Annotated in this window: 16 protein-coding genes; 6 read left to right on the forward strand and 10 right to left on the reverse strand. The window is 59.3% G+C overall.

Annotation, left to right across the window (positions count from 1 at the left end; translation table 11 throughout):
- The first annotated feature begins 4 nt into the window (after positions 1–4).
- The 5 genes from artQ (at position 5) to ACJ8M3_RS09755 (ending at position 2,950) form a co-directional block, all read left to right on the forward strand.
- Positions 5–721, forward strand: coding sequence for an arginine ABC transporter permease ArtQ (artQ, locus tag ACJ8M3_RS09735; RefSeq protein ID WP_025159684.1), 717 nt, complete (start codon positions 5–7; stop codon positions 719–721).
- The gene (gene artM, locus ACJ8M3_RS09740; RefSeq protein WP_033650651.1) at positions 721–1,389 is read left to right on the forward strand and encodes an arginine ABC transporter permease ArtM; all 669 of its coding nucleotides are present in this window, start codon (positions 721–723) and stop codon (positions 1,387–1,389) included. Before artQ ends, artM begins: the two co-directional genes overlap by 1 nt.
- A 199-nt stretch (positions 1,390–1,588) precedes the next feature.
- Positions 1,589–2,323 carry an arginine ABC transporter substrate-binding protein gene (artJ, locus tag ACJ8M3_RS09745; RefSeq protein ID WP_015377297.1) on the forward strand — a complete coding sequence of 245 codons (735 nt, stop codon included), beginning with the start codon at positions 1,589–1,591 and terminating at the stop codon, positions 2,321–2,323.
- A gap of 101 nt (positions 2,324–2,424) precedes the next feature.
- Complete coding sequence (locus tag ACJ8M3_RS09750; protein ID WP_004928423.1) at positions 2,425–2,676, forward strand: type II toxin-antitoxin system Phd/YefM family antitoxin; 252 nt, start codon at positions 2,425–2,427, stop codon at positions 2,674–2,676.
- Positions 2,666–2,950 (forward strand): type II toxin-antitoxin system RelE family toxin, encoded by a 285-nt coding sequence (locus ACJ8M3_RS09755; RefSeq protein WP_033633469.1) that lies wholly within the window; start codon positions 2,666–2,668, stop codon positions 2,948–2,950. The genes ACJ8M3_RS09750 and ACJ8M3_RS09755 overlap by 11 nt, the downstream gene beginning before the upstream one ends.
- Here ACJ8M3_RS09755 and rlmC read toward each other — a convergent pair.
- From rlmC to ACJ8M3_RS09800, 9 genes are all read right to left on the reverse strand, one after another.
- The gene (gene rlmC, locus ACJ8M3_RS09760; RefSeq protein WP_442514655.1) at positions 2,947–4,074 is read right to left on the reverse strand and encodes a 23S rRNA (uracil(747)-C(5))-methyltransferase RlmC; all 1,128 of its coding nucleotides are present in this window, start codon (positions 4,072–4,074) and stop codon (positions 2,947–2,949) included. The genes ACJ8M3_RS09755 and rlmC overlap by 4 nt on opposite strands.
- Positions 4,075–4,142: 68 nt before the next feature.
- On the reverse strand, positions 4,143–4,622 hold the full coding sequence (locus tag ACJ8M3_RS09765; RefSeq protein WP_047024958.1) for a YbjO family protein: 480 nt from the start codon (positions 4,620–4,622) through the stop codon (positions 4,143–4,145).
- A gap of 161 nt (positions 4,623–4,783) precedes the next feature.
- The gene (potI, locus tag ACJ8M3_RS09770) at positions 4,784–5,629 is read right to left on the reverse strand and encodes a putrescine ABC transporter permease PotI (protein WP_042784088.1); all 846 of its coding nucleotides are present in this window, start codon (positions 5,627–5,629) and stop codon (positions 4,784–4,786) included.
- Entirely contained in the window at positions 5,626–6,588 is a 963-nt protein-coding gene (gene potH / locus ACJ8M3_RS09775) for a putrescine ABC transporter permease PotH (protein ID WP_046686755.1), read from the reverse strand. Before potH ends, potI begins: the two co-directional genes overlap by 4 nt.
- 24 nt (positions 6,589–6,612) lie before the next feature.
- Positions 6,613–7,746 (reverse strand): putrescine ABC transporter ATP-binding subunit PotG, encoded by a 1,134-nt coding sequence (gene potG / locus ACJ8M3_RS09780; RefSeq protein ID WP_069100891.1) that lies wholly within the window; start codon positions 7,744–7,746, stop codon positions 6,613–6,615.
- A gap of 120 nt (positions 7,747–7,866) precedes the next feature.
- Positions 7,867–8,976: a spermidine/putrescine ABC transporter substrate-binding protein PotF gene (gene potF / locus ACJ8M3_RS09785; protein WP_033650647.1), complete on the reverse strand. Its 1,110-nt coding sequence runs from the start codon at positions 8,974–8,976 to the stop codon at positions 7,867–7,869.
- Positions 8,977–9,382: 406 nt separating this feature from the next.
- On the reverse strand, positions 9,383–9,862 hold the full coding sequence (locus ACJ8M3_RS09790) for a YbjN domain-containing protein (RefSeq protein WP_004938666.1): 480 nt from the start codon (positions 9,860–9,862) through the stop codon (positions 9,383–9,385).
- A 136-nt stretch (positions 9,863–9,998) separates the two neighbouring features.
- The gene (rimK, locus tag ACJ8M3_RS09795) at positions 9,999–10,901 is read right to left on the reverse strand and encodes a 30S ribosomal protein S6--L-glutamate ligase (RefSeq protein WP_033642523.1); all 903 of its coding nucleotides are present in this window, start codon (positions 10,899–10,901) and stop codon (positions 9,999–10,001) included.
- Positions 10,902–10,957: 56 nt separating this feature from the next.
- Entirely contained in the window at positions 10,958–11,272 is a 315-nt protein-coding gene (locus tag ACJ8M3_RS09800; RefSeq protein WP_033642522.1) for a YbjC family protein, read from the reverse strand.
- Positions 11,273–11,502: 230 nt separating this feature from the next.
- On the opposite strand from ACJ8M3_RS09800, the gene ACJ8M3_RS09805 reads away from it, so the two are divergent.
- Positions 11,503–11,766, forward strand: a complete 264-nt coding sequence (locus ACJ8M3_RS09805) for a GrxA family glutaredoxin (protein ID WP_004938676.1) — start codon at positions 11,503–11,505, stop codon at positions 11,764–11,766.
- 39 nt (positions 11,767–11,805) lie between these two features.
- Here ACJ8M3_RS09805 and ACJ8M3_RS09810 read toward each other — a convergent pair whose 3' ends face one another.
- On the reverse strand, positions 11,806–12,195 hold the full coding sequence (locus tag ACJ8M3_RS09810; RefSeq protein WP_033642521.1) for an inner membrane protein YbjM: 390 nt from the start codon (positions 12,193–12,195) through the stop codon (positions 11,806–11,808).
- Positions 12,196–12,246: the final 51 nt, after the last annotated feature.

Raw genomic sequence — 12,246 nt, forward strand, 5'->3', positions numbered from 1 at the left:
CCCGATGAATGAATTACAACCTTTAGCAAGCGCCGCCGGCATGACCGTCGGCCTTGCCGTTTGCGCCCTGATCCTCGGGCTGATTCTGGCGATGCTGTTCGCCGTATGGGAATCGTCCCGCTGGAAAGCCGTCAGCTGGCTCGGCACCGCCTGGGTAACCGTGTTGCGCGGCCTGCCGGAAATCCTGGTGGTGCTGTTTATCTATTTCGGCTCGTCGCAGCTGCTGCTGATGCTCTCCGACGGCTTTACCCTTAACCTCGGTCTGTTTCAGTTGCCGATTCAGCTGGCGATCGACAATTTCGAAGTCAGCCCGTTCCTGTGCGGGGTGATCGCCCTGGCCTTGCTCTATTCCGCCTACGCCTCGCAGACGCTGCGCGGCGCGCTCAAAGCGGTGCCGCAGGGGCAGTGGGAATCCGGCCAGGCGCTGGGTCTCGGCAAAGCGGCAATCTTCTTTCGCCTGATCATGCCGCAGATGTGGCGCCATGCCCTGCCCGGCCTCGGCAATCAGTGGCTGGTGCTGCTGAAAGACACCGCACTGGTGTCGCTGATCAGCGTGAACGATCTGATGTTGCAAACCAAAAGCATCGCCACCCGCACCCAGGAACCCTTTACCTGGTACGTGATCGCGGCGGCCATCTACCTGCTGGTGACGCTGTTCAGCCAATACGTCATCAAGCGCATTGAACTGCGCGCCACGCGCTTTGAGCGGGGGCCGGTCTGATGATTGAATATTTACCGGAAATCCTCAAAGGGCTGCATACCAGCCTGACCCTGACCGTCGCCGCGCTGCTGGTCGCGCTGCTGCTGTCGCTGCTGCTGACGGTGATCCTGACGCTGAAAACGCCGGTTCTGACGCCGCTGGTCAAGGCCTATGTGACGCTGTTCACCGGCACACCGCTGCTGGTGCAGATCTTCCTGATCTACTACGGCCCCGGTCAGTTTCCGGCGATCCGCGACTACCCTTGGCTGTGGAACCTGCTGTCGCAGCCCTGGCTGTGCGCGATGATTGCGCTGGCGCTGAACAGCGCGGCCTATACCACGCAACTGTTCTACGGCGCGGTGCGCGCCATCCCCGCCGGACAATGGCAGTCGTGCGAAGCGCTGGGCATGTCGCGCCGGCAGACGCTGCGCATTCTGCTGCCGTTCGCCTTCAAGCGCGCGCTGTCATCTTACTCCAACGAAGTGGTGCTGGTGTTCAAAAGCACGTCGCTGGCCTACACCATCACGCTGATGGAAGTGATGGGCTATAGCCAGCTGATGTACGGCCGCACCTACGACGTGATGGTGTTCGGCGCCGCAGGTCTGGTGTACCTGTGCGTCAACGGCCTGCTGACGCTGCTGATGCGGCTGGTGGAGCGCCGCGCGTTGGCGTTTGAGCGCCGCAACTGAAGCCATCCCCCTCTCCAGCCCCGCCATTGCGCGGGGCTTTTTTTATCCCCATTGCAATATTTAATCATTTATATTGCATTTTAATTCACTCAATGGCAGGGTTATCAGCAGGTGTCCTCGCAAAAACCTCTGGCGATTACCAGTAAAAACAAACGATAGCGAAATAATCACTTTCAGGATCCAGACAGGAGCTCTACGCATGAAAAAACTGCTGCTTGCCGCGACGATGTTGGCCGGAATGACCTTTAACGCCACCGCAGCCGAGACTATCCGCTTCGCCGCCTCCGCCACCTATCCGCCGTTCGAATCGCTGGACGCCAACAACCAGATCGTCGGTTTCGATATCGATCTGGCCAACGCGCTGTGCAAGCAGATGCAGGCGCAGTGCACCTTCACCAACCAGGCGTTCGACAGCCTGATCGCCGCGCTGAAATTCAAAAAATACGATGCGGTGATTTCCGGTATGGATATCACGCCGGAGCGCAGCAAACAGGTCGCCTTCACCCAACCTTACTATGCCAACTCGGCGATTGTGATCGCGCAAAAAGGCAAGTTCAGCTCGCTGGCTGATCTGAAAGGCAAAAAGCTCGGCATGGAAAACGGCACCACCCACCAGAAATACATGCAGGACAAGCACCCGGAGATTAACACCGTCTCTTACGACAGCTACCAGAACGCTATTCTGGAGCTGAAAAACGGCCGTATCGACGGCGTCTTCGGCGATACCGCCGTAGTGAACGAGTGGCTGAAAACCAACCCGCAGCTGGCGCCGGTCGGCGAACATATCACCGATGCGCAATACTTCGGCACCGGCCTTGGCATCGCGGTGCGCCCGGACAATCAGGCGCTGCTGGCCAAGCTGAACGCCGCGCTGGACGCCATCAAGGCCGACGGCACCTACAAGGCCATCAACGACAAATGGTTCCCGCAGTAAGTCCGCATGTGGAGTCGCCATCCTTCGGCGGCTCCATCCGATTGCCACCCCATTCGGTTAGTGCTAAATTTGATACTAAATTTAGCATCAAGGATAACATCATGACGGTTCAACCCATTCTTGCCGACTCGGCTGTCAGCATCAGCGATTTTAAGAAATCGCCCAACGCCGCCCTTAAAGAGGCACAAGGGCAACCGGTCGCCGTCCTGACCAACGGTAAGATTTCGGGATATTACGTCTCTCCGGAAACCTGGGAGGCGATCGCGGAATACCTGGAAGATATCGAACTCGCTGAAATCGTTCGTTCACGGATGAACGGCAAACGCATTAAGGTCAATTTGGATGACTTATAAGCTTGAATTCGAAGAACATGCGCTGAAGGAATTTAAAAAACTGTCCCCGGTGATCCGGGAACAGTTCAAAAAAAAGCTGGCATCGGTGCTGGTTAATCCCCACGTCCCCGCCAACAAACTCGCCGGTTTGCCCGATTGCTACAAAATCAAACTCAGAGCCTCAGGCTTTCGTTTGGTATATCGCGTCATGGAAACGGAGATCGTGGTTCTGGTCCTGTCTGTGGGCAAACGCGAACGTTCAGCGGCTTACACGGCTGCCAAAAAGCGCCTTTAACGCCGCACCAACAGCGTCAACACTTCGTAGTGCGCGGTATGCGGGAACATGTCGAACAACTGCACCCGTTCGATGCGGTATCCCGGCAACATCTCGATATCTTTCGCCATGCTCTCGGCGTTGCAGCTGGAATACAGAATGTAATCCGGCGCCATCCGGCTCAAATAATCGCACAGCGCCTGGCCGATGCCGCGGCGCGGCGGGTTGACCAACACCAGCTGCGGCACCTGCCCTTCGGCGGTGGCGAAGCGGGTGGAATCGAGCGCCTGAAAATCGACCTGCAGTAACCCCAATCGCTGCGCCGACTGACGCGCGCAGGCGATCGCTTCCGCGCTGATTTCGATGCCGGTCAGGTGAGTTTGCGGCTGCGCGCAGTGCAGACCGAAACCGCCGACGCCGCAAAACAGATCCCACATGCTGTCGATACCCAGCGCGCGCACCCAGTCGCGGGCGGTGGCATACAGATCGGCGGCCACCTGCGGGTTGGTTTGGAAGAAGCTTTGCGGGCGGATGAACAGCGGCACCTGATTGAACTGTTCCTCCAGCGCCTGCTGTTCGGTCAGCGCGATCTCGCGCTCCCCTTCCATGATCGCCATATGCACCGGCTGAATATTGGCGGAGATCACCTTGAGCTGCGGCAGCTGCTGCTGCAGCCACGGCAGCGCGGCGCGCAGCTGCGCCAGCTTGGTTTCCGAGCGCAGCACGAAGCGCAGCATCACGCCGCCGTCGAGCGTGCTTTCGGTCAGCAGCAGGTATTTCAGCTCGCCGCGTTTGCGCGCCACGTTATACGGCGTCAGGCCGGCGCGGGCGATGAAGCTTTTCAGCACCGCAAACATCGGTGCAAAGCCGGCGGGATACAGCGGGCAATCGCTCAGATCGACCGGCGTGCCGTCACGGTGCAGCATGCCGAGCAGCGGGCGCTCCACGCTGCCGCTGACCACCATCTTGGCTTTATTGCGAAATGCGCTCAGTTCCCCCGCCGCCGGCTGCAGCCACTGTGCGACATCGCGCCCGGCCAGCAGCGATTGCAGGTGATGCTGTTTGTCGGCCAGCTGCTGCGGATAGGGCTTTTCCAGCCACTGACAGGAACGGCAGGTGCCCGCCGTATACAAAGCGCAATGCATGAAGATACCGTGAAGTCCAGGATGACGAATTAAGGGCGCAGAGTTTACCACTCTGCGCGCCTAAAATCTCACTTGCGCGCGGTGAAGAAGCGGCGGCTGGCGGTGGGGACGAACAGCAGCGCCAGGATCACCGCGTCGGGGATCTTTTGCAGGATCAGAACGTGCAGGATTTGGCCGCTGGTTTCCCCTTCCACGGTGAACACCTCGGGGAAGACACTGCCGATGGTGGCCAGCAGCAGGTAAAGCACCACGATGCACTGACAGGCCACGTAGCCCCAGCGCCCCCAGTTGCGGCCGCGCATCACCGCAAAACCGCAGCTGATTTGCAGGCACAGCAGCATCAGCCCGGCCAGAAAGATAAAGGTGGAATCCCACGCCTGCGCGCTGGTGCTGACAAACTCCTTCGCGCCGTCGACGCCCAGCTCGCCCAGCAGCAGCACCACGCTGATACACTTGATCGCCACCATGGCGGTGCCCGCCACCATCACCGGCACCGGCGCATCCGAAGTCGATCTTATTCCCTGCCCGCTTTTCAGCATGTCTGACATATCCGTGTTCCGCTACGACGCGCCACTGCCCCTACGCCTTTCACATTGCCGCGTTGTTGGCGGCAGTGTGAAATTCATTGGAGCCATTCAAATGGCGCATGTAAAGTCAGGTAGTTAGTTGCAATACTTATTGATTGCAAAAATAGCAGGTTTGTTACGATTCAGCTACGGGCCGCCCGCTGCAATTCACGCGATCGTTGTTTTTCCGAGCGCGCCATAAACCACCAGGCGATCAGGCCGAGAATGCCCACCACCAGCAGGATCAGGCTGGCCAGCGCGTTAATTTCCGGATTCACCCCCATGCGCACGCTCGAGAACACCAGCATCGGCAACGTGGTGGCGCCCGGGCCGGAGACGAAACTGGCGATCACCAGATCGTCCAGCGACAGGGTGAACGCCAGCATCCAGCCGGAGATCAGCGCCGGCGCAATCATCGGCAAGGTGATGACGAAGAACACCTTCAGCGGCGGCGCCCCTAGGTCCATTGCCGCCTCTTCAATCGAACGATCCACCTCGCGCAAGCGCGAACTGATCACCACCGCCACGTAAGCGGTGCAGAAGGTGACATGCGCGAGCCAGATAGTGAACATGCCGCGCTCCGACGGCCAGCCGAAAGCGTGCCCCATCGCCACGAACAGCAGCAACAGCGACAGGCCGGTGATCACGTCCGGCATCACCAGCGGCGCGGTCAGCATAAACGCAAAGCCGGTCGAACCGCGAAAACGGCCGAAACGCACCATCACCACCGCGGCGATGGCGCCCAGCACCACCGCGGCAGTGGCGGCGGCGGCGGCGATGGTCAGGCTGAGCCCCACCGCGCTAATCATCGCCGAATCGTGGAACAGTTCGCTATACCAGCGCGTGGACCAGCCGGCCCACACCGTCACCAGCTTGGAGCTGTTGAAGGAGTAAATCACCAGCATCAGCATCGGCGCATACAGGAAGGTAAAGCCGACAGTCAGGATGGCGATGCGCCACGGTGAACGCACTACCGGCAAGTTGTTCATGCCTGCCCCCCCATTTCCTTGTTCTGGTGTTTGTGGAACCACAAAATTGGCACGATAAGCAACAGCAGCATGATGGTGGCGACCGCCGAGGCCACCGGCCAGTCGCGGTTATTGAAGAACTCCTGCCACAGCACGCGGCCGATCATGATGCTGTCCGGCCCGCCGAGCAGCTCCGGGATCACGAACTCCCCCACCGCCGGAATGAACACCAGCATCGAGCCGGCGATGATGCCGCCGCGCGTCAGCGGCACGATCACGCTGAAAAAGGTTTTCAGCGGCCGGGCGCCCAGATCCAGCGACGCCTCCACCAGCGAGTAATCCAGCCGGATCAGCGCCGTGTAGATCGGCAACACCATAAACGGCAGGTAGGAATAGACGATGCCGATATACACCGCCAGGTTGGTGTGCAGGATCACCAGCGGCTGGTCGATCACCCCTAACCACATCAGAAAGTTGTTCAGCGTGCCGTTGTTTTTCAGAATGCCCATCCAGGCATAGACGCGGATCAGGAACGAGGTCCAGGAAGGCAGGATCACCAGCAGCAGCAGAATGTTGCGGGTCGACGCCTTGCTGTGGGCTACCGCCCAGGCCAGCGGATAGCCGATGATCAGGCAGCACAGCGTCGAAATCGCCGCCACGCGCAGCGACTGCAGATAGGCGTCGATATACAGCGGATCGTCGGTCAGCTGCAGGTAGTTGGCGAAGTTGAGCGCGATGTTCAGCTTGCCGTCCACCCAGCTCATCAGCTCGGTGTAAGGCGGCACCGCCATCGCCAACTCTGCCAGGCTGATCTTGAACACGATCAGGAAAGGCAGCATAAACAGCAGCGTCAGCCATAAATACGGCAGCGCGATCACCAGCTTGCGGCCATGGGCCATCAGCAGGCGATGGAACAGCGCCCTGAGGGCGCCGGGCGCTTTGGCCGGCGGTTCCGGCGCGCGTTCAGAAAGCAGGGTCATACGGGTTACTCCTCACCGGATCCACTACACCGTCAACACGACGCAGCTGTCGGTTTCCCAACATAGACGCACTTCATCGCCCCAGGTGGGCATCCCCTTGCGGAAACGATGGCCGTTTTGCAGCTGGGCGCTGATGATCTGCCCGCTGTGCAGCTTCACGTGGTAGATGGACAGATCGCCCAGATAGGAAATGTGCGCCACTTCCCCTACCGCGAAGTTGCAGCCGTCTTCCGGCACTTGTTCGCACAGCAGGATCTTTTCCGGCCGCAGCGCAACCTGGATCGGCACGCCGTCCACCACCGAGGCGTCCGGATCCACTTTGATCGCATGGCGCAACCCCGGGCTTTGCAGGATCAGCGCATCGTCGTGGCGCTCTTGCAGCACGCAGTCGAAGACGTTGACCGAACCGATAAATTCGGCGCTGAAGCGGCTGTTCGGATGCTCGTAGATCTCTTCCGGCTCGCCGATCTGCACGAACTTGCCGCGGTTCATGATGGCGATGCGCCCCGCCATGGTCATCGCTTCTTCCTGATCGTGCGTCACCATCACGCAGGTCACGCCGACGCGCTCGAGAATGTCGGTCACTTCCAGCTGCATGCGGTCGCGCAACTTCTTGTCCAGCGCGCCCATGGGTTCATCCAGCAGCAGCAGCTTCGGCCGCTTGGCCAGGCTGCGCGCCAGCGCCACCCGCTGCCGTTGGCCGCCGGAAAGCTGGTGCGGTTTGCGCCTGGCGTACTCCTGCATGTGCACCAGCGCCAGCATTTCCGCCACCCGTTCGGCGATCTCCGCCCGCGGCATTTTGTCCTGCTTAAGGCCAAACGCGATGTTCTGTTCCACGGTCATGTGCGGGAACAGCGCGTACGACTGAAACATCATATTGATCGGCCGCTGGTACGGCGGCACATGCGACATATCCTGCCCGTCGAGCACGATCTGCCCTTCCGTCGGCTGTTCAAAACCGGCCAGCATGCGCAGCAAGGTGGACTTGCCGCAGCCGGACGGGCCAAGCAGCGCAAAGATCTCACCCTTATAGATGGTGAGGCTGACGTCTTCGACCGCATTCTGCCCGTCGAAGGTTTTGGTGAGGTTACGGATTTCCAGCAGAGGGGTGAAAACCTTCTGCGACTTGGCTTGAGGACGAGGGATGGCGTCGTTCAATCGGGGTGCTCTCCGGCGTAAAGCGGCACAAAACCACGGCGAGCGCCGTGGCCCAAAACGGCAATGCAGGCGGGGAACACCCGCCTGCCGGTTTACCGACGATGGGGGGCTCCCCCATCATCACTTCCCGCTTTTAACTTTAGTCCATGCGCGGGTAATGACACGGTCCAGCTTCGGCGACTGCACGTTGAGCGTGAACAGCTTGGCGCGCAAATCGGCCGGCGGATAGACGTTCGGGTTATCGCGCACTTCGGCGTTCACCAGCGGCGTGGAATCTTTCACCGCATTGGCGTAGTAAATGTGATTACTGATGTCCGCCATCACGTCCGGCTTCAGCAGGAAGTTCAGGAACTGGTAGGCGGCGTCCTTGCTTTTGGCGTCCGCCGGCATGGCGAACATGTCAAAGTAGGTCAGCGCCCCCTCTTTCGGGATCGCATAGGCCACATTCACGCCGTTCTTCGCCTCTTTGGCGCGGTTGGCCGCCTGCATCACGTCGCCGGACCAGCCGATCGCCACGCAGATGTCACCGTTCGCCAGATCGTTGATGTACTGAGAAGAGTGGAAATAGCGGATGTTCGGCCGCAGCTTCAGCAGCAGATCGTTGGCCGCGCCGGTGTAGTCCGCCGCGTTGGTGCTGTTGGGATCTTTGCCCAGATAATGCAGCACGGTGGCGTAGACCTCGCTCGGCGCATCGAGGAAGGAGACGCCGCAGCTCTTGAGCTTCTCCAGGTTTTCCGGCTTGAAGATCAGATCCCAGCTGTTGACCGGCGCGTCTTTGCCCAGTACCGCCTTCACCTTGTCGACGTTATAGCCGATGCCGGTGGTCACCATCATGTAAGGGATGCCGTATTTGTTGTCTTTGTCGTTATGCGCCACCAGCTTCAGCATCTCGGGATCGAGATTTTTGTAGTTGGGGATCTTGCTCTTGTCGAGCGGCTCGAAAATGCCGGCCTGCGACTGACGCTCGAGGAAGTTGGATGAAGGGACTACCAAATCGTAACCGGTGCTGCCCGCCATCAGTTTGCCTTCCAACACTTCGTTGGAGTCAAAGACGTCGTACACCACTTTGATACCGGTTTCTTTCTGGAATTTGGCCAGGGTATCCGGCGCGATATAGTCGGACCAGTTATACACGTGCAGCGTTTTCTCTTCGGCTGACGCCGTGACGGACGCGGCCATCAACAGACCGGCAACCACACCCGATAACCACTTTTTACGTTGGGTGACCATCCGTAACTTCCTCCAAAACAGGGTAAATCATAGAATTGAACTTGTATCTGCAGCGATACAAAACCTTTCCTGATTGAGCGCAATCGTTGCAACCGCGAAATGAATGGCTATGCATATGATTGCATGCGCCTTTTTGCACTGCCCTGCTCGCGTGGTTACAAGGGAAATCGCAAGCCCTTTGCAGAATCAGCAGCATAGCCGCTGCCATCGCAACCCGCCAGCCCCCAGGGTAAAAAACGCCATTTATCGATTTTTTATGCAATTTTTCTCTATGTGATACGGCATTAACGGCGTAAAAGCCGAGAAAGATCGGGCGGCAGAGGCCAAAGTGCAGAATATTTAATTGCGGAGGGGAGTCACGGCAGCATGCCGCCGGAGCGACGGCATGCTTAAGGTACAGCGAGGATCAGTGCAGCATCGGCTGACGCACGGCGCCAGCGGGGATCTCTTCTTCATCCCCCATAAACAGCAGATCGTTCGCCCGCGCCTCGAGGATCACCATCGAGACCTGCTCTTCGCCCTGCTGCATGAAGTGGGTGAACTGCTCGTAGGTGATGCCGACCGCCACGCTCAGCGACTGGCAGACGATCAGCTTCGGCAGGTTGTCGTCCTGAATGTCGACAAAGGCCTTGATGGTCAGCGAGCTGGCGTTGATCTGGCTCAGATCCGCCACCAGCGGGATCAGCGCGGTCGGCTTCACCTCGGCCAGCGCGGAGAACAGAATGACGTTGTCCACCAGATCTATCTTGGCGTCGAACACGCCGTCGAAGTTCTGCATGTGCGGCAGGTGCAGCGCCTGGCAGGAATCGCACTCAAAGAAAGAAATGCCCGACTGATCCAGCCAGCGCCGCAACAGCGCCAAATCGGGGACAATGAGTGAATCCATAATAACCAGCCTCACAATATTCAAAACGCGAAAAGGCGCATAGCTTACGGAATATTCACCCGATACGCCACGATCAATGCGGCTTAATTCACTAATTAAGATATTGCTCGGCGGGAAAAGCGCAACACGCGTACCGTCAGCCGCCCGATTTCAGGCGGAACCCCGGCCGGCCGCGCTGCTCGATGTATTCGATCATCATGCCGGCAATGTCCAGCCCGGTAGTGGTTTCCACCCCTTCCAGCCCCGGTGAGGCGTTGACCTCCATCACCAGCGGGCCGCGCTCGGCGCGCAGGATATCCACCCCGGCGACGTCCAGCCCCAGCGTGTTCGCCGCTTTGACCGCAATCGCCCGCTCCCTGGCGGTGATGGTCACTTTGCGGGCGCTGCCGCCACGGTGCAGGTTGGAACGAAACTCGCCGGGCTTCGCCTGCCGCTCGATGGCGGCCACCACCCGGCCGCCCACCACCAGGCAGCGCACGTCGCGGCCCTGCGCTTCGCGCACGTACTCCTGCACCAGAATATGGGCGTTCAGGCCGCGAAAGGCGTCGATCACGCTTTCCGCCGCCTGGCGAGTTTCCGCCAGCACCACCCCGATGCCCTGCGTGCCTTCCACCAGCTTGACCACCAGCGGCGCGCCGCCGACCAGTTCGATCAGATCGCCGGTATCGTCCGGTGAATGGGCGAAACCGGTGATCGGCAGATCGATACCCTGCCGGGCCAACAGTTGCAGCGAACGCAGCTTGTCGCGGGCGCGGGTAATGGCCACGGATTCGTTGAGCGGGTAGCTGCCAAGCAGCTCGAATTGGCGCAGCACCGCGGTGCCGTAAAAGGTGATGGCGGAACCGATGCGCGGGATCACCGCGTCATAACGCTCCAACTGACGGCCGCGATAGTGAATGGTCGGCGCCGCCGGGTTGATGTTCATATAACAGGAAAGCGGATCGATGATATCGATGCTGTGCCCGCGATCTTCCGCCGCTTCACGCAGCCGCTTGCACGAATAGAGCGATCCGTCGCGAGAAAGAATGGCAATTTTCACTCGTCACCCCAAAAAGGCCAACGCCTGCCCCGCAGGCGGGTTAGCGGCCGCGGCGCTCAGGCGCGCGGATCGCTGTCCTGATGATTTTTCGATGCGTCCGCATCTTGCGGCTTGCGGCGATCGTTTTCCGGCGGCAGGCCGCCGCGCATCAGCGGCCCGAACCCCTGCACCACGCGCCATACCAGAAACGCCGCCGCCGGCACCATCAGCGCCACGCCGAGGAAAATCATGCCGACCGCCGCCTGCTGCGACGCCAGCCAGCCCGGCAGCTGCAGGTGCCCGTGAATACTGAGGTAGGCCAATACCAGCATCACGATGCCCAGCCCTTCCAACACCAGCACCGGGCGCGGTAAGTCACCGAATGAACGCATATTTTTCTTCTCCAGAAGGTCTGCCCCCAGTGTAGTGAATTCCCGTCGACGGCGACAGCCCCGGCAGACTAATTGGTTACATGAATCAGATTAACAGGTAATTCCTGCTTTTTTTTCACCGCCTCAACGGGCATAGTAGGCGCCATCTGACGCAGGTAATGACTTTTTCGGTGACGGGATGTCGTTGCGGTAGCGAACAATTTTTTGAAAATCCAATTAAGGAGCGTTGCATGTTTGCAGTAATCTTCGGGCGTCCTGGCTGTCCTTATTGTGTCCGCGCTAAAGAACTGGCGGAAAAACTGACTGAAGAACGCGACGATTTCAACTTCCGTTACGTTGACATCCACGCGGAAGGCATCACCAAGGCCGATCTGGAAAAAACCGTCGGTAAACCGGTTGAAACCGTGCCGCAGATCTTCCTGGATGAGAAGCACATCGGCGGTTGCACCGATTTCGAAGCTTACGCTAAAGAACACCTGAACCTGTTCCAGTAAGTTTTTGAACGACAAAAAAGGCGCTTAACGCGCCTTTTTTTATTGCCGCTGCCGCCGATGCAGCTGCTGGAGCGTGTGCAACAGACCGAGGGCGAACAGCATCAGCATCGCGCCGAACACGCACCAGAACACCGCGCTGGTGGCGTAAGCCAGCTCCTGCCAGAACGAATAGGACGGCGTCAGCCAGAAGTGACGGATCAGCAGGCAGAGCGGCAAGGCATAAAGCGCCCCCAGCAGCGGACACAGCAGCCGCTTGCGGCTCGACAGATAGCTGGCGATCGCGCCGGGGATCACAAACAGCAGCAGGCCGGTTTCCCCGTGGTGCTCATGATCCGTGCTGCCGAACAGGCCGGTTTGCTGGCCGAGAAACACCAGGTTGAACAACAGAAAACAGCTGAGAATGCCCAGCCAATATCGATAACTCGTCATGCGAATTCTCCCCCGCCCAATTACCGCATCAATAGAAATCAGCCCGGCCAC

This window comes from Serratia sp. CY55921, from assembly GCF_052167655.1.
GTDB lineage: Bacteria > Pseudomonadota > Gammaproteobacteria > Enterobacterales > Enterobacteriaceae > Serratia > Serratia ureilytica.